This window comes from Alienimonas sp. DA493 (genome assembly GCF_043951915.1).
Lineage (GTDB): Bacteria > Planctomycetota > Planctomycetia > Planctomycetales > Planctomycetaceae > Alienimonas.
Window position 1 is genome coordinate 1 of sequence record NZ_JBINJD010000060.1, and the last position, 18,999, is coordinate 18,999.

Consider the following 18,999-nt stretch of genomic DNA (forward strand, 5'->3'; position numbering starts at 1 on the left):
GGCGAACCGGACCGCGGGCGGACTGAACGGCGCCCCCCAATTCAGTTGTCGGCGCGGGGGCGGGCGCAACAGGATCGCGGGTTCCCTCCCCGATCCGGTTCCGCACGATGTCCGTCCCGGTCTCCCCCTCTCCGCGTGACGCCGCGTCGCCGCGCGACCCCTCCGAGGGCGTGCTGCGGCGCGCGGGCGTCGCCGCGGCGCTCGCCCTGCTGGCCGTCGGCGGCCTGACGGCCGTGCGGCCCGCGGCCTCCGCCCAACCGCCGACGCCCGGCGAGCGGGGCCTCGACGCCCTCCGGCAGGCCGACGTGCTGGAGGAAGACGGCGTGGACGCGACCCCGCCGGCGGCCGTCGCTGGCCCGCCGGTGACGCTCGGCGGCGCCCCCGCCGACGACCGCGCCCCGGCCGCCCTGCTGCCGGCCGACGGGGCCGTCGCGTTCGTCCAATGGGCCGGCACGGCGAAGGCCGGCCCGGCCTTCACGGAGACCGCCGCCCATAAAGCCCTCATCGACAGCGGCCTGCTGCCCGCCGTGAAGCGGTCCTTCGGCGCCGTCTGGCAGAAGGGCTTCGAGGAGGCGCGCAAAGCCGTCGAACAGGCCGCCGGCGGCGGCGGGGCGGACTTCGACGAAATTCAAATCGAAATCAACGAGCCCGCCGACGGGATCGAGGTCGAGCCGCTCGAGGAAGAGCCGTTCGAGGAGCGGATCAGAGAGATTGAAATTCAGGAGGAGGCCTTCGCCCCGCCGCAGGAGTTCCAGCTCGAACCAATTGAGGAGAACCCCGAGGCCTTCCAGGCGGACGGCGTCGTGGTGGAGGACGGCGACGCGGCGGGGGCCGTCCCGAATCCGCGGCCGGAGGCGTTGGCGGCGCTGCAAAACCTGGGCGAGGCGACGCTGACCGGCGGGGCGACCGTTTCGGTGCACCTGCTGGAGGGGCCGCCGCTGCCCAGCGTGTTCGTCGTGCTGCCCGGCGCCGCGGACGCCGCCGAGGCGGTCCTCTCCCAGACCTCCGTTCAGGAGCGGGAGGCCCTCGGGCTGCGGCAGGAGGACGTGAACGGGGTGAGCGTGACCGTCGGCAACGTGCCCGGGGCGCCGCCCTTCTTTAACTTCGGCCTGTGGCGGGTCGGGCCGCACCTGGTCGGGGCGATCGGCCCCGGGGCCGTGCAGCGGGGCGTGGCGGTGACGACCGGCGACGCCGCCGCGATGAGTTCGCTGCCGCTGGCCGAGAACACCCCCGCCGACGCCCTGCTGGCCGGCTGGCTGGACTTCGCCGCCGTCGCCGACCGCTTCGGCGAGTTCCCCGCCTACGAGGCCGACTGGCGGCCCGGCGGGCAGGTGACCGTCGGCGAGATTCTGACCGCCTTGGGGCTGGACGCGCTCGAGGGCGTGCGGGGTTCGCTCTCCGCCGACGGCGAGGCGCTGCGGTCCGAGGGCGAATGGCTGCTGCGGGGCGAGGCCCGCCGGCTGCTGGCGGCGCTCGATCCGGCGCCGATGTCGCTGGACGATCTGCCCCCGCTGCCGGCGGAGGTGAAGTCGTTCGGGGCGACCTCGGTGGACTTCGCCGCAATCTACGACGGCCTGATCGACGCCGCGGGCGCCCTGGCCGAACTGCAACGCCCCGAGAGCCGAGAGCGGGCGATGCTGGAGAACGCCCCGACCGTGTTGAACAACGCCGCCGGATTCGACGTGCGGGCCGCGTTGTTGGAGCCGTTGGGCTCGGTGACGGCCGTGTACGGCGACCCGTCCGACGGCGGGCTGTTCGGCCTGGGCGGAGTGGCGGCGATCGCCGTGGACGACGCCGCGGAGTTGAGGGCCGGGCTGGCGGCGGCGGCCGACCGCGTGCTCTCCCAGGCGCCGCCGGAGGCCGGGGAACAGGTGCGCGTCTCCGTGCAGCGGTGGGCCGGGACGGAGGTCACGACCGTCTCCGTCGCGGGAATGTTCCGTCCCAGTCTGGCGGTGACGGACGACTGGCTGGTGCTCGCCCCGTCGCCGCAGGCCGTGGCCGCGTTCCTGCTGCGGGCCGAGGGCACGCTGCCGAAGTGGGAACCGACGGGGCGCTGGGAGGAGCCGTTCGGCCGCGTGCCGGCGGAGTTCACCTCCCTGTCGGCCGTCGACCCCCGCCCGGCGGCGCAGTTCCTGAACAGCTTGATCGGCACGCTGCTGCCGCCGCTCGACCACTTCGCCGGCGGCCCCGCGGACACGGCGCTCCCGCCGACCGAACTGGTCACCGGGCCGCTGTTCCCCAACGTGAAGTGGGCCACAAACACCGGCGAGGGCGTGCGGAGCGTGGGGTACTCCTCCCTGCCGACGCCGATGGCGCTGAACAGCGGCGGCTCGTTGTCCACGGTGGCGACGCCGGCGATCCTCGCGGGGCTCCTGCTCCCCGCGGTCCAGCAGGCCCGGGAGGCGGCCCGGCGGACGCAGTCGGCGAACAACCTCAAGCAGTTGGGGATCGCGGCGCTGAACTATCACGACGCCTTCAACACCCTGCCCCGCGGCACCGTGGAGGGCACGGACCTGCCGCCGGAGAAGCGGCTCAGCTGGGTCGCCGGCCTGCTGCCCTACATGGAGCAAGGCGCCCTCGCCGAGCGACTCGACCCGAACCAGGCGTGGAACCAGGGGCCGAACGACTTCGCCGCCCGGCTCGTCGTCCCCACGCTGGTGAACCCCAGCGTGCCGGGCGGGGAGACGACCGAGGAGGGCTACGCCGCGACGCACTACGTCGGCATCGCCGGCGTCGGGGCGGACGCCGCGACCGCGAAGCGGCACACGGACAAAACGGGGATCTTCGGCTACGACCGGGCCACGAAACTCTTCGAGGTCACCGACGGGCTGTCGAACACGCTGATGTACGGCAGCGTGCACGAAAACGTCGGTCCGTGGGCCCAGGGCGGCCCCTCCACCGTGCGGGCCCTCACGCAGCAGCCCTACGTCAACGGCCCGGACGGCTTCGGCGGGCACCCCAACGGGACGAACTTCTCGTTCGGCGACGGCAGCGTGCAGTTCATCTCGGAGAACATCGACCCGCAGGTACTCGAAGCGCTGGCGACCGCCCGCGGCGGGGAGGTCGTCGACTGGGACGTGGTGGAGTGAGGTCGCATGCCGCTTGCGGCTTCGCGGGGGCGACCAGTTCTCCGGCCCCCGCGAAACCGCAAGCGATCCTTGGGCCCGTTACATCACGTCTTTGAGCGCGTCGAGGATCGCCCCGGCGTCGTTGGCGACGGGGATCGGGGCGTTGGAGAAGGCCCGGTCGCCGCGGTGATAGTTCACCGTGGCGTCCGGGTCCTTTAATTCGTGCCCGGTGAGGATGCCGACGACGCGGTCGCTGGGGGCGATCACGCCCTCGGCCCGCAACGCTTTAATGCCGGCGACGCTGGCGGCGCTGGCCGGCTCGCAGCCGAAGCCGCCGGCGCCGACCTGGGCCTTGGCGTCGAGGATCTCCGGGTCGTGGGCCTCCCGGACGACGCCGTCGGTGGCGTCCAGCGCCCGCAGGCATTTATACAGGTTCACCGGGCGGTTGATCTGGATCGCGCTGGCGAGGGTGTCCGCCCGGCGGTTCTCGGCGTCCATCTCGCCGTAGAACTTGCCGACCAGTTCCTCGTCCGGCGCCCCGCCGTTCCACCGCAGGCCGTCGTGCTCGTAGAGGCGGAACAGCGTGTTCGCCCCGGCGGCGTTGATAATGGCCAGCCGCGGCAGGCGGTCGATCAGGTTCAGTTTTTTTAATTCGATCAGCGCCTTGCCGAACGCGCTGCTGTTCCCGAGGTTCCCGCCGGGCACGACGATCCAGTCCGGGACCTCCCAGTTCATCCCCTCGAGGATGCGATAAATGATCGTCTTCTGCCCTTCCAGCCGGAAGGGGTTCACGGAGTTGCACAGATAAATATTGGCGTCGCGGCAGACCTCCCGCACCCGCAGGAGGGCGTCGTCGAAGTCGCCCTCGATTTGCAACGTGACGGCGCCGTAGTCCAGCGCCTGGGAGAGCTTGCCGAAGGCGATCTTGCCGCTGCCGACGAACACCACGCATTTAAAATGCCCGGAGGCGCCGGCGTAGAGGGCCAGGCTGGCGCTGGTGTTTCCCGTGCTGGCGCAGGCGGCCAGCTTGGCGCCCACCATGCGGGCGTGGGTGCTGGCGGCGGTCATGCCGTTGTCTTTAAAACTCCCGCTGGGGTTCAGCCCCTCGTATTGCAGGTGCAGGCAGCCCTCGTTCAACCCGCAGTATTTGGCGACGGAGTCGCTGCGGCGGAGCATCGTCTGCCCCTCGCCGACGGTGACGATCTGCTCGTCCGGGGCGAAGGGCAGCAGTTCGCGGAACCGCCACACGCCGGAGAAGTCCAGCGGGTTGTTGCGGGTCGCCCAGCGCTTCTCGAACCATTTCAGGCTGTCCGGCACCGGCACGCGGTCCCAGTCGTATTCGATGTCCAACAGCCCGCCGAGCGGCTTGCAGGTCGGCAGGACCTCCGTGAGGTCGAACTCGCTGGCGTCGGCGGGGGCGGCGGGCGTCTGGTAGGCGAGGGGGGACAAGGCGGACGGGGGGAGGCGGAAGGCGGACGGGGCGAACGCCGACAGCCTAACCCATCCCGTCCCCTCCGCCCTCCGCCTTCTCGCTTCCGCCTTCCTCCGTGACGCGGCCGAGGTGCACCACGCCGTCGCCGCGGTGCACGAGGGGGTTGTTGGCCCGGGCGATCACCACGCCGTCGAAGGGCGCCTTCAAGGCGCTGCGGTTGCGGCCGAAGGCGTCGGCGATGCCGCCCAGCCGGTCGCCCTTCGCCACCCGCTCCCCGAGGTTCGCGATCGGGCGGAAGATGCCGCTGCGTTTGGCCCGCACCCAGACGGAGGACGGCACGCGGATCGACGGCTCCGGGCTCTCCGGCCGCTTCGCCTTCGCCTGCTCGCTGCGGGGGGGCAGCATGTCGAGGGCCCGCAGGACGTTCAGCGCCCCGCGGACGCCGACCTCAATGCACTCCCCGTTGAACCGCTGCGGCTCCCCGGCCTCGTAGAGCAGCACCGGCTTGCCCAGCGCCGTGGCCGCCGCCCGCAGGCTGCCGTCCCGCACGCCGGAGTGCATCGTGATCGGGGCGTGGAACGCCTCGGCCAACCGCAGCGTCTCCGCGTCCTCCAGGTTCGCCCGGATCTGGGGGAGGTTGAACCGGTGATCGCTGCCGGTGTGCAGGTCCAGGCCGACGTCAGCGTGGGCGACGATCTCCGTCATCAACAGGTGGGCCAGTTGCGAGGCCAGCGATCCGTGCGGCGAGCCGGGGAAGGAGCGGTTCAGGTCCCGGCGATCCGGCAGGTAGCGGCTGCGGGCGTTGAACCCGAACACGTTGACGATCGGCACCGCCAGCACCGTGCCCCGCAGCGTGTCGCAGGCGATCTTGGCGAGCACCCGGCGGATCACCTCGACCCCGTTCAGCTCGTCCCCGTGGATGGCGGCGGTCAGCCAGACGCAGGGCCCCGGGCGGGTCCCGCGGACGATCTCCACCGGCACGCTGAGCCAGGTTTCGGTCGCCAACCGCCCGACGGGCATTTGCACGTGCGTGCGGGCGCCGGCGGGGCAGACCGTCCCGCCGACGGTCAGCGGCGACGCCGCGGGGCCGTCCGGGAGCGCCGGCGCCGCGGCCGGGGCCGTGACGTCCTCCGGCGCCGGGTCGTCCGGCGGGGCGTCGGGCCCGTTTTCGGAGGAATCGTCGCCGGCGGGGGCGCTCATCGCTTCGTCTTGGGGCGGCGGCCGCCGAGGTAGCTCTGGGCGGGGTCGACGACGAACCGTCCCCGCAGGGCCTCGCGGCCCAGCAGCATCCGAAAGCCCATCGCGTCCCGGTTGGCGAGCGTCAGTTCCAGCGGGAAGCGTTTCCCGCAGACCACCGCGTGGGTGAGGATCACGGGCCGCTCCTGAATGTGCCCGTTGCTGCTTTTGACCTCCCGCACGCCCAGCAGCTCCGCCTCGCAGAGCACCGCCCGCTTGGCGGACTTCTGGCGGGGATGCAGGGTGAACCGGACGAGGTCCACCCCATCCCGCTCGAAGATCTCCACGTCGAAGGCGTGCACGCTGCTGGTACGGGCGCCGGTGTCCACTTTCGCCTTGATGCGGGGGCTGCTCAGCGGGTCGGCGGCCTGGGCGGGGTCGGCGGGCAGCTCCGGCAGGGCGACCCACTCCCGCCAGCCGACGGCCGGGCGGGCGGCGGGCTTGGCGGCGGTGCTGGGCCGGGTCGCGGGGGCTCCGTCGGGTCCGGGGGAGGAGCCGGACGCCGCCGGGCCGGGGGAGGAAACAGGGTCGATCATGCCGCTGGGCAGCGTATCGCGCCGCGCGGGTGATTGTCGCGGGCGGGGGGGCGCGACTACAGTGGACAACCCGCCGGCGCTTGCTGATCCGACGGACGCCGCCCGTCGGCCGTCCGTCGCGTTCCCGAGCGCCCTTCCCGCGGCACGGACGTCGCCCCCGCCCCCCGCTCCGCCGCGTCTCCTCGGACGCGACCGGCCCCTCATCTTCCAAGGCGCTTCCCGTGCTCTGCTGCCCCGCCGCCCGCCGTTCACTGTTCGCCGGCCTCGTGCTGGTCGCCGGCCTGACCGCCGGCGCCTTCGCCGCGGCGAGCCCGGCCGCCGCGGGCCCGCACACCGATCAGAAGCTCGACACCGTACTGGATCACAAGGTGCAGTCGCTGGACGGCGCCGAAGTCGACCTCGCCCAGTATCGGGGCAAGGTGGTCCTGATCGTCAACGTGGCCAGCCAGTGCGGCTTCACCAAGCAATACAAGCCGCTGGAGGAGATCTACGAGAAGTACCGCGACCGGGGCTTCGTGATCCTCGGCTTCCCCTGCAACCAGTTCGGCGGCCAGGAGCCGGGCAGCCCCGCGGAGATCGCCGCGTTCTGCGAGAAGAACTACGGCGTCGAGTTCCCGCTGATGGGCAAGATCGAGGTGAAGGGTCCCAACGCCTCCCCGCTGTACGAGGAGCTGACCGCCGAGGGCACCACCGACGATCCCGGCCCGGTGAAGTGGAACTTCGAGAAGTTCCTCGTCGGCCGCGACGGCCGGGTGATCGAGCGGTTCCGCAGCCAGGCCTCCCCGGACAGCAAGGCGGTGGTCTCCGCCATCGAGAAGGCGCTGAAGGCCGAAGCCCCCGCCGACGCGGCCGACCCCGCCGCGGCGGAGTGACCTGACGAGGAGCGGAGCGACCTGACGGCGCGTGGCCGGTTCTGACGCGGTCGGTTCTGACGCGGCCGGGGCTCCGGCGAACGCTCCGGCGCCGCCGCGAACGTCCGCACAACCCGCGAACCGACGAAAAGGATCGCGGTTTTTTCCGCACGGCGACAATTTTCACCGATCCGCAACGCCGTGGAACAAGGCGATCCGGCCGCTCGATCGGCCGAAGCAGGGCCTCCGCCCCTTGACAAGGGGTCGGTCCGACGTTCTGCTGAATGGAACAGCATTCGGCGATGCGTCCCTCGCCTCCCCGGCGGAATGCGTCGCGACGGCCTGTTCAGGTCGGCTGTCCCCCCCCTCACCCACCGCGGCCGCGTTCGTCGTCGGCCCGGCCCCGCCCCAGACGGAGTTTGCAGATGCCCCTTTCTCGTGCACGCCGGTGCGCCGGCCCGTCCCGCCGCGACTTTCTGCAGGTCGGCGCGATCGGCGGCCTCGGGCTGACCCTCCCGGGCTTCCTCGGGATGCAGGCCGCGGCCAAGGCCGATCAGGTCCACTTCGAAAGCGTCGAGGGCCCGGCGAAAGGCGTCATCTACATCTACCTGCCCGGCGGCGCCGCCCAGCAGGAAACTTGGGACCCCAAGCCGCTGGCCCCCGCGGAGTACCGCGGCCCCTTCGGCACCGTCAAGACGCCGATGCCCGGCGTGGAGTTCAGCGCGAACTTCCCCAAGGTGGCGAAGATCGCCGACAAATGCGTCGTGCTGCGCGGGTTCACCCACGGCGAAGCCGCCCACGAGCGCGGCACGCATAACATGTTCACCGGGTATCGGCCCAGCCCGGCGCTGAAGTACCCGTCCATGGGCAGCGTGGTGGCCCACGAATTCGGCCCCAGGAACGACCTGCCGCAGTACATCTGCGTGCCCGGCCAGCCGAACGAGTTCGCCGGCACCGGCTACCTGTCCAGCTCCTACGCCCCCTTCACCGTCGGCGGAGATCCGGCCAGCAGCGGCTTCAAGGTGCGGGACCTGAGCCTGCCGGGCGGCGTGGACGAAGCCCGCTTCACCCGCCGCCGCCGTCTGCTCGACGCGGTCAACGATCACTTCGCCGCCACGGAGAAGGCCGACAGCCTCGACGCCGTCGGCAGCTTCTACGAGCGGGCCTACGGCCTGATCGGCAACCCGAAGGCCCGCGAAGCCTTCGACCTGGACAAAGAGGACGACAAAACCCGCGACGCCTACGGCCGCAACCAGGCCGGCGCCCGGATGCTGCTGGCCCGCCGCCTGGTCGAAGCCGGCAGCCGGTTCGTGACCCTCACCTACGGCGGGTGGGATATGCACGATAAGATCGAGGACGGCTTCAAGCGGCGGGCTCCGGAACTGGACCAGGCCCTCGCCACGCTGATCAACGACCTGGACGACCGCGGGCTGCTGGACAGCACGCTGGTCTGCGTCGGCACCGAGTTCGGCCGGACGCCGAAGATCAACAACACCGCCGGCCGCGACCACTGGGCCAAGGTGTTCAGCGTGCTGATGGCCGGCGGCGGCCTGAAGCGGGGCGTGATCCACGGCAGCAGCGACGCGACCGCCTCCGAGCCGGACACCGACCCGGTGACCGTGATGGACTGGGCCGCCACCGTGTACGACCGCCTCGGCATCAAGGCGGCGAAGGAGTTGATGGCCCCCGGCGACCGGCCGATCGAGATCGTCGACGGCGGCGCCCCGATCGAGAAGATCCTCGCCTAGGTTCCGCCGGTGCAGGGCTGACGCCCTGACTCTCTTCGCTGTGCGACGCGTTCGCCGTCCTCTCCATGAGGACGGCGAACGAACGCCCCCCTCTGCCTCGTTCCTCAAGCCCGGGAGCCGCCCCGTGCGTGCCCGCTCCGCCGCGCTGCTGGCGCTGTCCGCGACGCTGTTCGTCGCCGACGTCGTGCCGACCGCCGCCACCAATCAGGCCTTCGCGGCCGATCCGCAGTTGTCCGTCATCCTGCCCCGCGGGGCGCGGCGGGGAACGGAGGCCACGTTCACCTTCGAGGGCAACCGCCTGAAGGACGCCGCCGAGGTCCTGTTCTACGAACCCGGCGCGTTCGAAGTCCTGTCGATCACGCCGGATGAGAAGCAGGGCGACAAAAAGGTGGACGTCGTCGTCAAGATCGCCCCGGACGCCCGCGTCGGGGAGCACGTGGTGCAACTCCGCACCGCCAACGGGCTGACCGAGTTCCACACCATTTATGTCGGCGCTTTGCCGGAGGTGGATGAGGTCGATCCGAAAGACGCGCCGAATACCGACCCGGCCCACGCGCAGAAGCTGACTGCGGACCACTTCAAGGAGGTCGGCGGCGTGACGGTGAGCGGCAAGATCGAGAACGAGGATCTCGACCACTACGCGATCGAGCTGGACGCCGGGCAGTCCCTCGCCGTCGAGGTCGAGGGCATCCGGCTGGCCTCCACCGAGAACAACAGCGTCGACCCGGCAGTCGAGGTGCTGGACCTGGAGGGCCGCGAACTGGCCGCCTCCGACGACACCCCGATCACCGCCGCCGACCCCGTCGTGCGGTTCACCGCCGAGGAGACCGGCACCTATCTGCTGCGGATCCGCGACGCGGAGTTCAAGGGGAACGGCCGCGGCTACTATCGGATGCACGTCGGCGTGCGGCCCGAGGCGTTCCCCCGCCCGCTGGCCGTCTACCCCGCCGGCGGCCCGGTGGGCGAGGAAGTGGAAGTGACCTTCATCGGCGACCCGCACGGGCCGTTCCAGCAGACGGTCACCCCCGTCGCCGGCCGGACCGGGGATCAGACCGGCCAGGTGTACGCCGTCCGCGACGGCGCCCCGAGCCCCTCGGCCCTGCCGTTCCGGGCCTCGGAGTTCCCCAACCTGCTGGAATCCGAGCCGAACGACGAGCGGACCGCCGCCACCCGCGCCCCCGGCGTGGACAAGTACCTCGCCGCGGTCGAGGCCGCCAAGGAGAAGGCGAAGGCCGACGGCGGCAACGCCGACGCGATTAAGAAGGCGGCCGAAGCCGTGAAGGCGGAGGCCTTCGGCGGGATGGCGTTCAACGGCATCCTGGAGGAGCAGGGCGACGTCGATCACTTCGCCTTCGTCGGCAAGAAGGGCCAGAGCCTGCGGTTCGACGTCTTCGGCTCGCGGCTCGGCTCCCCGATCGACCCGGAGCTGCGGATCCTCGCCTGGGACGGCCGCGGCCTGAAGAGCGGCGGCGACCGCGTGGGGCTCGACGCCCGCGAGGACTTCAGCCTGCCGGAGGACGGCGTGTACGTCGTCGAGGTGCACGACCACCTGAAACGGGGCGGGGAGAACTACGTGTACCGCGTGGAAGTCAGCAGCCCGGTGCGGACGCCGACCCTCTCCATCCCCCGTTACGGCCGCTACGGGCAGGGCCGGCAGCGGGTCGTGATTCCCCGCGGCAGCAGCTTCGCCACCCGGGTGACGATCTCCCGCGACGGCCTGGGCGGGGACTTGGCCATCGACGCGGCCGACCTGCCCGAGGGCGTGACGATCACCGCCCCGACCGTGCCGAGCAACCAGTCCACCTGGCCGGTGCTGTTCACCGCCGCCGAGGACGCCCCGCTGGGCGGCACGCTGACGGAATTGCGAGCCTTCGCCGCCGACAAACCGGAGATGCTGACCGCCGGGCCGGATCAGCGTGCGGCCTACGCCTCCTCGATCATCGAGGCCGACCTGGTGCGGTACAACAACCAGGGCACCCTGTGGCCCGTGGAGGCCCCCGCGGTCGCCGTCGCCGTGACGGAGAAGCTGCCGTTCTCCATCGAGGTCCTCCCGCCGACGACCCCGCTGGTCCGCGACGGCGTGCTGGACGTGCAGATCAAGGTGCACCGCGACGAGGGCTTCGAGGGGGACATTAAACTGGAGTTCCCCCAGCGGACGCCCGGCATCGGCTGCGACTACCAGCGGACGGTGAAGAAGGACGAGGACACCGCGGTCTACCCGCTCAACGCCAACGACAAGGCGGCGCTGGGGACCTTCCCGTTCTACGTGCTGGCCTTCGCCGGTCTGCCGAACGAACTGAACGGCGTTGAATACGGCGGCGGCACCGGGCTGTGCTCCAGCAAGCTGGTGGACATCGAGGTCGCCGAGACCCCCTTCACCCTCAAACTGGCGAAGGGCGCCGTGCAGCGGACGACCAGCACGGCGATCACCGCGGAGCTGGAGAACGCGGAGTTCAAAGGGACCGCCACCGTCACGCTGAAGGGCCTGCCGGAAGGTCTGAGCTGCGAGCCGGTCGAGGTGACCGCCGAGACGGAATCGTTTGTGTTCGAGATCGCCGCGACGGAGAAGGCGCCGATCGGCACCCGCAAGGGACTGCTCGCCGAGGTGACGCTGCCGAACGTGGGCGAGGACGGCCAGCCGATCGCCGACGGCGAGCCGGGAGCCGGCGCCCGCGTGTTCACCGCCGGCCGCACCGACCTGCGGGTGGACGACGCCCCGAAAAAGCCTGAGCCCAAGACGACTGACGCCGAGCCCAAGGTGGCGAAGGCGCCCGAGAAACCGAAGCCGCTGAGCCGGCTCGAACGCCTACGCCGTGAGGCCGCCGGCCTCCCGACCGACTCCTCTGAAGGAGACACGAACCGATGACCCCCCTGCTCCTCGCCGCCGCCCTGCTGGCGAACGCCCCCGCGTCCCCCGCTCCGGCGCCCAACGTCCCGGCGCCCAACGCCCCGGCCGCGCCGGACGCCAAGGAGGCCGCCGGCTCCAAGCCGACGGCCGTGCGGCTGGACGTGTACCCGCCCGCGGTGCACCTCTCCACGGCGCGTGATCGCCAAAGCGTGATCGCCGTGCTGACGCTGTCGGACGGCACGACCCGGGACGTCACCGGCGAAACGACCTTCAAAGCCGGCGACGAGTCCTTCGCCAAGGCGACCGTCGGGGAGGACGGGGCGCTGACGTACTACCCCGCCGCCGACGGCACGACCACGCTGACCGCCACCTACGAGGGCAAGACCGTCGAGGTGCCGCTGAGCGTGGTGGACTCCGGGGTGACCCCGCCGGTGGGCTTCCGCAACGACATCATGCCCATCTTCACCCGGGCCGGGTGCAACATGGGATCCTGCCACGGGGCGGCCCGCGGCAAGGACGGGTTCCGGATGGGCCTGTTCGGCTTCGACCCGGCCGGCGACCACTTCCGCCTCACGCGGGAGCAGGCCGGCCGCCGTTTGAACCTCGGCGTGCCGGAGCGCAGCCTGCTGTTCGAAAAGAGCGTCGGCGCCGTCTCCCACACCGGCGGCAAGCTGTTCGAGCCGGACAGCGAGTACGCGAAACTGATCCTGGACTGGATCGCCGCCGGGGCGATCGACGACGGGGCCAAGGAGAACTGGAACGAGGGCGAGACCGGCCCGCCGGCCTGCGTGTCGCTGGAGATCTACCCGCCCTCGATCGCCCTGACCGGAGAGGGCTCGGCGCAGCGGATGGTCGCCCGGGCCACCTACAGCGACGGCACCGACCGCGACGTGACCCACCTCGTCGCCTGGAACACCAACAACCCCACCGCCGCCGCCATCACGCCGGAAGGCGCCGTGACCGCCGGGGCCGTGAAGGGCACCGGCGGGGCGGAGGCGTTCATCACCGGCCGCTTCGACGTGCACACCGTGGGCGTGCCCGCGATCGTGCTGCCGGAGAACGTCGACTTCGAGTTTCCGGACGTCGAACCGGAGAACTACATCGACGAGGCGATCTACGACAAGCTCGCCACGCTGCGGATCGCCCCCAGCGAGCTGTGCAGCGACGAGGAGTTTATCCGCCGGGCCTACCTCGACCTGGTGGGCGTCGTCCCGCCGGCCGAAGCGACCCGGGAATTCGTCGAGAACACCGACCCCTCCAAGCGGGCGGCGCTGGTCGAATCCCTGCTGGACAAGCCGGAGTTCGCCGACATCTGGGTGATGAAGTGGGCCGAACTGCTGACGATCCGCGCGGACAACCAGTCGCTGTCCGGCAAGGAAGCGGTCCTGTACCACCGCTGGCTCAAGGAGCAGATCGACGGGAACGTCCCGGTGGACCAGATGGTCCGCGAGCTGCTCTCCAGCAGCGGCGGGACCTTCGACACCCCGGCGACGAATTACTACCGCACCGAGCGCGACACGCTGAAGGTCGCGGAGAACGTCGCCCAGGTGTTCATGGGCATGCGGATCCAGTGCGCCCAGTGTCATAACCACCCGTTCGACCGCTGGACGATGGAGGACTACTACGGGTTCGCCGCGTTCTTCGCCCAGGTGGGCACCAAGAACTCCGACGACCCGCGGGAGCGGATCGTCTACAACCGCGGCGGCGGCGAGGTGAAGCACCCGCTGACCAACGAGAACATGGCGCCGAAGTTCTTGGGCGGCGCCCAGCCGGACTTCCGGAACGATGAACGCTACCGGGGCCGCGACCGCCGCGAGGTGTTGGCGGAGTGGCTGACCTCCGAGGAGAACCCGTACTTCGCCCGGAACATCGTCAACTTGGTCTGGGCCCACTTCACCGGCCGCGGGATCGTGGAGCCGGTGGACGACGTGCGGGTCTCCAACCCGCCGGCCAACGAGGCCCTGTTGGACGCCCTCGCCGAACGGTTCGTCGAGAGCGGCTACGACCTGAAGGGCCTGGTGAAGGACATCTGCACCAGCCGGACCTACCAGCTGGCCACGCGGACGAACCCCACCAACCTGGCCGACACGGCGAACTTCTCTCACGCCAAACTCCGCCGGATGCGGGCCGAGGTGCTGCTGGACAGCATCAACGCCGTCACCGAGAGCCCGGAGAAGTTCCGCGGCCTGCCGCTGGGCAGCCGGGCGGTGCAGATCGCCGACGGCAACACCAGCACCTACTTCCTCGACACCTTCGGTCGCGCCAAACGGGAGACCGTCTGCAGCTGCGAGGTGCGGGTCGAGCCGAACCTCGCCCAGGCCCTGCACCTGCTCAACGGCAGCACGGTGCACGACAAGGTGCAGCGGGGCAAAGTGGTGCAGACCCTGCTGCAGGGCGTGGAAGGCAAAGACGGCGAGGAAGGCGTCCCGCCGATGGAACCGGCCGAGGTCCTGGAGGAGATCACCTTCCGCTGCCTCTCCCGGGCGCCGACCGACGCCGAGAAGCAGGCCCTGGAGGAGGCGCTGGCCGAAGGCGAACAGCCGCAGGCCGTGCTGGAAGACTACTTCTGGGCCGTGCTGAACAGCCGCGAGTTCCTGTTCAACCACTAAGCCTGAAGCCTCCGTCACGCCGAGGGTCCGCGGCCCCTCGGCGTGACGCCTGAGAACAAGCGCATCTTCGCCCCGACCGACCCGCCCCATGACGCCCCGCCTCGTCCCGTTCGCCGCCGTTCTGCTGGCCTGTTCCCTCCCCCTGTCCGCGTCCGCCGCGGAGGAGAAGAAGGACGAAACGCCGCTGACCTACGACGACGACGTGTTGCCGCTGTTGCGGGCGAACTGCGTCGGCTGTCACAACGCCGACAAGCAGGAGGGCGGGCTGAACATGAGCCAGTTCGCCGCGCTGATGCAGGGCGGCGGCAGCGGCGAGGTGATCACCCCCGGCGACGGGGAGTTCAGCTACCTGTACATGCTCGCCGCCCACCAGGCCGAGCCGAAGATGCCGCCCAACGGGGCGAAGATGGCCGACGCCGACCTGGCGATCCTCAAAAAATGGATCGACACCGGCGCCCGCGAGAACGCCGGCTCCAAGGTGAAGATCAAGCCGAAGGAGGACCTGTCGCTGGGCGCCGCCCCGATCGGCCGCCCCGAGGGGCCGCCGCCGATGCCGCCCAACCCCTACGACGCCGCCGCCTACGAGGGCGAAACCAAGCCGCTGCCCGTCGAGACGATCCCTGTCGAGGGCCGCGTGCCCGGTCGGGCGGACGCCGTCACCGCGATGGCCGCCAGCCCCTGGGCGCCGCTGCTGGCGGTCGCCGGCGAGGGGCAGGTGGTCCTGTTCCACGCCAAGTCCCTGCAGCCGGTCGGCGTGCTGCCCTTCCCCGAGGGCCGGCCGATGTCGCTGAAATTCAGCACCAACGGCCGCCTGCTGATCGCCGGCGGCGGCCGCGGGGCCTACCGCGGGCTGGCCGTCGTCTGGGACGTGACCACCGGCGACCGCGTCGCGGAGATCGGCGACGAGCCGGACAGCGTGCTCTGCGCGGACATCTCCCCCAACCAGTCGCAGGTCGTGATCGGCACCACCTCCAAGAAGGCGAAGGTCTACGCCGTCGCCACCGGGGAGCTGCAGTACGTCGTCGAAAAGCCGACGGAGTGGGTCACCGCGGTCGGGTTCAGCCCGGACGGCGTGCTGCTGGCCGTGGGCGACCGCGTCGGCGGCCTGAGCCTCTGGGAGGCCGCCAGCGGTCTGCTGTATTCGGACCTGCGGGGCCATAAGGACGCGATCACCGACGTCTCCTGGCGGGCTGACTCCAACCTGCTGGCCTCCGCCAGCCTGGACGACACCGTGCACCTGTGGAACCCGGAGGACGGGGCTCTGGTGCGGAAGGTGGACGTGAAGGCGAACGGCGTGGAGGGCGCCACGTTCGCCGCGGACGGCACCTTCCTCACCGCCGGCCGCAACGGCGAAGCCGCCGTCTGGGACCTGGGCGGCAAGCAGCTCAAGAAGTTCCCCAAACGGCCGGACTACGCCCTCTCCGTGGCAATCGCCGACGAGGCGGTCCCGGGGGCGGACGGCAAGATGACCCCGCGGGCGTTCGTGGGCGACTGGACCGGCTCCGTCGCCGTGTTCCAGCCGGACAGCGACGAGTTGCTGGCGGAGTTCTCCCCCGTGCTCCCCCCGCTGGCGGAGCGGCTGACCGCCGCCGAAGCCGAGGTGAAGGAGCTGACCGCCGCCGCCGAGGCCGTCGCCAAACGGAAGGCGGACGCCGCCGCGGCGCTGGAGCAGGCCCGTGCGGCGAAGAAAGCCGCCGCCGAGAAGGTCGCCGCGATCGACAAGCAGCGGGAGGAGGCGGTCAAGATGCAGAAGTCGCTGTCGGAAGCCCACGCCAAGGCCAAGCAGGCGCTCTCCGACGCCCAGGCCGCCGCCGAGAAAGCCGCCCAGGCCGCCGCGGAGGCCGAGAAGGCCGCCGAATCCGCCAAGGCGAAGGTAACCGAGGCGGAGCAGGCGCAAAGCGCCGCCGAGAACGCACGGGGCGAAGCGATCGCGAAGGCCGAGGAGGCCCGCGACGCCGCCGCCAAGGCGCTCGTCGAGGCGGAGAAAGCGGCCGCGGACGCCGGTGAGGACAAGGCGGAGGAGGCCAAGCAGGCCGTGGACGCCGCCCGTGAGGCGTTGACGAAGGAAGAGCAGGCCCTCGAGGAGGTCAGGAAAACGGCCACGGCGAAGGCCGAGGAGGCCAAGACGGCGGTCAATCAGGCGCAGGACAAGTTGGCGACCCTGCTCGCCGACCTGGCCAAGGCGAAGGACGCCGCCGCCCAAACCGCCGACGCCGTCAAACAGGCCGACGCCGAGACGAAGCGGCTCGCCGCCGAACTCGCCGTCGCCGACGAGACGGTCAAGCGGCTCCCCCAGGAGCTGGAGGCCGCCAAGAAGGCCGCGGAGGCCGCCGACAAAGCCGTCGGTCCCGCCGAGGAGAAGAAGAAGGAGGCCGACGCCCTGCCCGATCCCGCCGCCGACCGCGACGCGGCCGCGGCCCGCCTGGCCGGGCTAAAGATCGCTTTGGAGCGGCAAAATAAGAGCGAGTGAGCGTCAGGATCAGTGGATTCCACCCCCGGGGGGTGGGGGACGTTCCGGGTTCGCCCGAAACGTCTCCCGCCCCCCGTCGCATTTGCGGGAGGACCGTCTAGGAATGCGTGGGCCCGATGAACGTTTTGGACGTTCCCTGAACGTCCTGACCGATTATCGCCGCTCCGCCGTCACTCCCCCCTCCCAAGGAACTCTCTGATGCGTTCGTTCGCCAAACTGTTCACCGCCGCCGTCGCCGCCGGTTGCGTCGGGCTGCTGACCGCCGCCGCCCCGGCCCCCGTCGATCATCACGCGGCCGCCGACAAGAACCTCGTCGAAACCGCCCAGGCCGCGGGCAGCTTCAACACGCTGCTGACCGCCGCCAAGGAAGCCGGCCTCGCGGAAACCCTCGCCTCCGAGGACGCCGAACTGACCGTCTTCGCCCCCACCGACGAGGCCTTCGACAAGCTGCCCGAGGGCGCGCTGGAGGACCTGCTGAAGGACAAGGAGAAGCTGAAGACCGTCCTGCTGTACCACGTCGTCAAGGGCGAGGTGAAAGCGGACACCGTCGTCACCCTGGGCGGCAAGCAGGTCGACACCCTCGCCGGCAAGAAGGTGAAGGTCTCCGTCAAGGACGGGACCGTGATGCTGAACAAGGCCAAGGTCCTGAAGACCGACGTGACGGCCTCCAACGGCGTGATCCACGTGATCGACTCCGTGCTGCTGCCGCCGACCAAATAGGTCCGGCGTCGTTCCGCCCGCGGTCTGCCGCGGCGGGGCGACCCCGATCCTGCCGAGCCCCGCGGGGCCGGCTCCGCCCGAGACGGGACGGAGTCGGCCCCGCGGTCTTTGGTACACTGACCGTCCCGAACGAGCGGCCGTCCCGCCGGGGCCGGTTCGCCTCGCGTCCGTCCTGTTCCCTGATCGCAGCCGTTCCGCCGTGTCCGAATCGACCTCCGCCCCCGGCCCGGACGCCACTCCGGAGGAGCTTGCCGACGCTCTGCGGGACGACGAGGCCGCCACCGAGGCCGCCCGGCGGCTGGGCGAACTGGGCGCCGGGGCCCGGCCGGTGGTGCCGGCGCTGGCCGCGGCGCTGCACTCGGCCCGGCCCAAGGCGGTGCGGCTGGCCGCCGCCCGGGCGCTGGAGAACCTCGCCGACGAGGCGGAGGCGGCCTACGTCGCCTTGGAGCGGGCCAGCGCCAGCGACGACAACGAGGTCGCCGGCGCCGCCCGGGCCGCCCTCAACGCCATCGGCGGCGGCGAGTACACCTGAGTGCCCGCTTCGCCGGGATCTCCCGGTTCGCCCCGCCCCGCCGTCCGGAAACCCGCCCTGTCGCGGCCCCGCCCGATCTGATTCCTTCGCCGGCATGAACGCTCCCGCAGAGATCCCCACGCTCCCGCTCAACGACGGCCGGTCGATCCCGCAGCTCGGGTTCGGCACCTGGCAGGTCGAACAGCCGGACGCCGCCCGCGTCGTCGGGGAGGCGCTGGAGGCCGGCTACCGCCACGTCGACACTGCCCAGATGTACGGCAACGAAAGGGGCGTGGGCGAGGCGATCGCCAAGAGCGGGCTCGACCGGAACGCGATCTTCCTCACCAGCAAGCTGTCCAACGACAACCACGAGCCGGACGACGCCCGCCGCTCCTTCGACCAGTCTCTCAAGGACCTGCAAACCGACTACGTCGACCTGTTCCTGATCCATTGGCCGCTGCCGACGCGGTACGGGGGCGACTTCGTCTCGACTTGGAAGGTTCTGGAGGAGTTCCAGCGGGACGGCCGGGCGAAGTCGATCGGCGTGTCGAACTTCCGGCCGCAGGACCTCGACCGGCTGACCGCGGAGTGCGACGTCCGGCCGGCCGTGAACCAGATCGAGGCTCACCCCTACTTCACCAACGACGCGGTGCGGATCGACAACCGCAAGCGCGGCCTGCTGATCGAAGCGTGGAGCCCGATCGCCCGCGGCGGCGAGCTGCTGGAGGACGCCACGATGAAGCGGGTCGCCGAGGCGGTCGATCGCACCCCGGCCCAGGTCGTGCTGCGGTGGCACGTGCAGCGGGGGGACGTGATCTTCCCGAAGTCCTCCCACGCGGAGCGGATGCGGGAGAACCTGCGGCTGTTCGACTTCGTCCTCAGCGATGAGCAGATGGCGGCGCTGACGGCCCTCGACCGCGGCGAACCCGGCCGCGTCGGCCCCAACCCGGAGACCTTCGCCGGCTAACCG

The 18,999-nt window shown here is 71.1% G+C and carries 12 protein-coding genes; 9 read left to right on the forward strand and 3 right to left on the reverse strand.

Annotated features, from left to right (window positions below):
• The first annotated feature begins 107 nt into the window (after nt 1-107).
• Entirely contained in the window at nt 108-3,089 is a 2,982-nt protein-coding gene (locus tag ACG2DA_RS10990) for a DUF1559 domain-containing protein (protein ID WP_395255671.1), read from the forward strand.
• A 78-nt stretch (nt 3,090-3,167) separates the two neighbouring features.
• On the opposite strand, the gene thrC is transcribed toward ACG2DA_RS10990, so the two are convergent.
• From thrC to ACG2DA_RS11005, 3 genes are read right to left on the reverse strand one after another with little or no spacing between them, the layout of a single operon-like run.
• Entirely contained in the window at nt 3,168-4,517 is a 1,350-nt protein-coding gene (thrC, locus tag ACG2DA_RS10995) for a threonine synthase (protein ID WP_395255672.1), read from the reverse strand.
• 46 nt (nt 4,518-4,563) lie between these two features.
• Nucleotides 4,564-5,700, reverse strand: a complete 1,137-nt coding sequence (locus ACG2DA_RS11000; protein ID WP_395255674.1) for a succinylglutamate desuccinylase/aspartoacylase family protein — start codon at nt 5,698-5,700, stop codon at nt 4,564-4,566.
• Nucleotides 5,697-6,272: an ATP-dependent zinc protease gene (locus ACG2DA_RS11005; protein ID WP_395255675.1), complete on the reverse strand. Its 576-nt coding sequence runs from the start codon at nt 6,270-6,272 to the stop codon at nt 5,697-5,699. Before ACG2DA_RS11005 ends, ACG2DA_RS11000 begins: the two co-directional genes overlap by 4 nt.
• A 356-nt stretch (nt 6,273-6,628) precedes the next feature.
• Here ACG2DA_RS11005 and ACG2DA_RS11010 point away from each other — a divergent pair, with 356 nt between their 5' ends.
• From ACG2DA_RS11010 to ACG2DA_RS11045, 8 genes are all read left to right on the forward strand, one after another.
• Nucleotides 6,629-7,144 (forward strand): glutathione peroxidase, encoded by a 516-nt coding sequence (locus ACG2DA_RS11010; protein WP_395255702.1) that lies wholly within the window; start codon nt 6,629-6,631, stop codon nt 7,142-7,144.
• A 404-nt stretch (nt 7,145-7,548) separates the two neighbouring features.
• Nucleotides 7,549-8,871: a DUF1501 domain-containing protein gene (locus ACG2DA_RS11015; protein WP_395255676.1), complete on the forward strand. Its 1,323-nt coding sequence runs from the start codon at nt 7,549-7,551 to the stop codon at nt 8,869-8,871.
• A gap of 124 nt (nt 8,872-8,995) precedes the next feature.
• Nucleotides 8,996-11,737, forward strand: coding sequence for a PPC domain-containing protein (locus ACG2DA_RS11020; protein ID WP_395255677.1), 2,742 nt, complete (start codon nt 8,996-8,998; stop codon nt 11,735-11,737).
• A complete protein-coding gene (locus tag ACG2DA_RS11025; protein ID WP_395255679.1) occupies nt 11,734-14,328 on the forward strand; it encodes a DUF1549 domain-containing protein in 2,595 nt (864 codons plus the stop codon). The genes ACG2DA_RS11020 and ACG2DA_RS11025 overlap by 4 nt, the downstream gene beginning before the upstream one ends.
• Nucleotides 14,329-14,416: 88 nt before the next feature.
• Complete coding sequence (locus ACG2DA_RS11030) at nt 14,417-16,798, forward strand: c-type cytochrome domain-containing protein (RefSeq protein WP_395255680.1); 2,382 nt, start codon at nt 14,417-14,419, stop codon at nt 16,796-16,798.
• Nucleotides 16,799-16,996: 198 nt separating this feature from the next.
• Complete coding sequence (locus tag ACG2DA_RS11035) at nt 16,997-17,518, forward strand: fasciclin domain-containing protein (protein ID WP_395255681.1); 522 nt, start codon at nt 16,997-16,999, stop codon at nt 17,516-17,518.
• Nucleotides 17,519-17,717: 199 nt separating this feature from the next.
• Complete coding sequence (locus tag ACG2DA_RS11040) at nt 17,718-18,050, forward strand: hypothetical protein (protein WP_395255682.1); 333 nt, start codon at nt 17,718-17,720, stop codon at nt 18,048-18,050.
• A gap of 94 nt (nt 18,051-18,144) precedes the next feature.
• Nucleotides 18,145-18,996: an aldo/keto reductase gene (locus tag ACG2DA_RS11045; protein ID WP_395255683.1), complete on the forward strand. Its 852-nt coding sequence runs from the start codon at nt 18,145-18,147 to the stop codon at nt 18,994-18,996.
• Nucleotides 18,997-18,999 lie beyond the last annotated feature (3 nt).

Coding starts and splice junctions, on each gene's coding strand:
- ACG2DA_RS10990 (WP_395255671.1), top strand. CDS start 108: ATGTCCGTCCCGGTCTCCCCCTCTCCGCGTGACGCCGCGTCGCCGCGC.
- ACG2DA_RS11000 (WP_395255674.1), bottom strand. CDS start 5,700: ATGAGCGCCCCCGCCGGCGACGATTCCTCCGAAAACGGGCCCGACGCC.
- ACG2DA_RS11005 (WP_395255675.1), bottom strand. CDS start 6,272: ATGATCGACCCTGTTTCCTCCCCCGGCCCGGCGGCGTCCGGCTCCTCC.
- ACG2DA_RS11015 (WP_395255676.1), top strand. CDS start 7,549: ATGCCCCTTTCTCGTGCACGCCGGTGCGCCGGCCCGTCCCGCCGCGAC.
- ACG2DA_RS11025 (WP_395255679.1), top strand. CDS start 11,734: ATGACCCCCCTGCTCCTCGCCGCCGCCCTGCTGGCGAACGCCCCCGCG.
- ACG2DA_RS11030 (WP_395255680.1), top strand. CDS start 14,417: ATGACGCCCCGCCTCGTCCCGTTCGCCGCCGTTCTGCTGGCCTGTTCC.
- ACG2DA_RS11035 (WP_395255681.1), top strand. CDS start 16,997: ATGCGTTCGTTCGCCAAACTGTTCACCGCCGCCGTCGCCGCCGGTTGC.
- ACG2DA_RS11045 (WP_395255683.1), top strand. CDS start 18,145: ATGAACGCTCCCGCAGAGATCCCCACGCTCCCGCTCAACGACGGCCGG.